At 74.4% G+C, this 558-nt stretch carries 1 protein-coding gene; it reads left to right on the top strand.

Annotation, left to right across the window (positions count from 1 at the left end; genetic code table 11):
• Positions 1-509, top strand: a 509-nt coding sequence (locus Pme01_RS30720) for a hypothetical protein (protein WP_203936000.1), incomplete at its 5' end; no start/stop codon positions are given.
• Between the last annotated feature and the right edge of the window lie 49 nt (positions 510-558).

The raw sequence follows: 558 nt of genomic DNA, 5'->3' as shown, positions 1-558 counted from the left end.
GTGACCTGCCCGTCGGCAACCTGCCCGGCCTCGGTGACCTGCCCGTCGGCAACCTGCCCGGCCTCGGTGACCTGCCCGTCGGCAACCTGCCCGGCTTGCCGGCCGTGCTTCCGGCGCAGGGCGCCGCCGACTCCGCCGTGACGACGGCGACCCGGGCCGCCGAGCGACCAGTCACGACCGAGTCGCTCCCCACGGAGGTGGTACCGGTGGCCGGACTGCCGATCTTCGACAGCCTGCCGGAGGTGCCCGTCCTTTCCGAGCCGTCCAAGCAGTCCGTGCTCGACCGCCTCGGCGGCGTACTGCCCGGCCGGCACCGGGCTGACAGCATGGTGCCCGGCGCGGACGCGGTCACCGGCGTGGCGCACGCGCTGCCCGTGGCGGACCGGCTCGGCCAGGACGACAGGCTGCACCTCATCGACGCGAGTCTCAACCCGAACACCGCCGCCGACCTGCCGATCTTCGGTTCGGTCGTGCAGCGGTCGCTGTCGGGCGCCGGCCTTCCGGGCTGACCGAGAGGTACGCACATACGGCGGTGGCCCGGAGCGTGTCGCTCCGGGC

Origin of the sequence: Planosporangium mesophilum (assembly GCF_016863255.1) — a bacterium.
GTDB lineage: Bacteria > Actinomycetota > Actinomycetes > Mycobacteriales > Micromonosporaceae > Planosporangium > Planosporangium mesophilum.
This window is presented reverse-complemented; position numbering and strand designations above follow the sequence as displayed.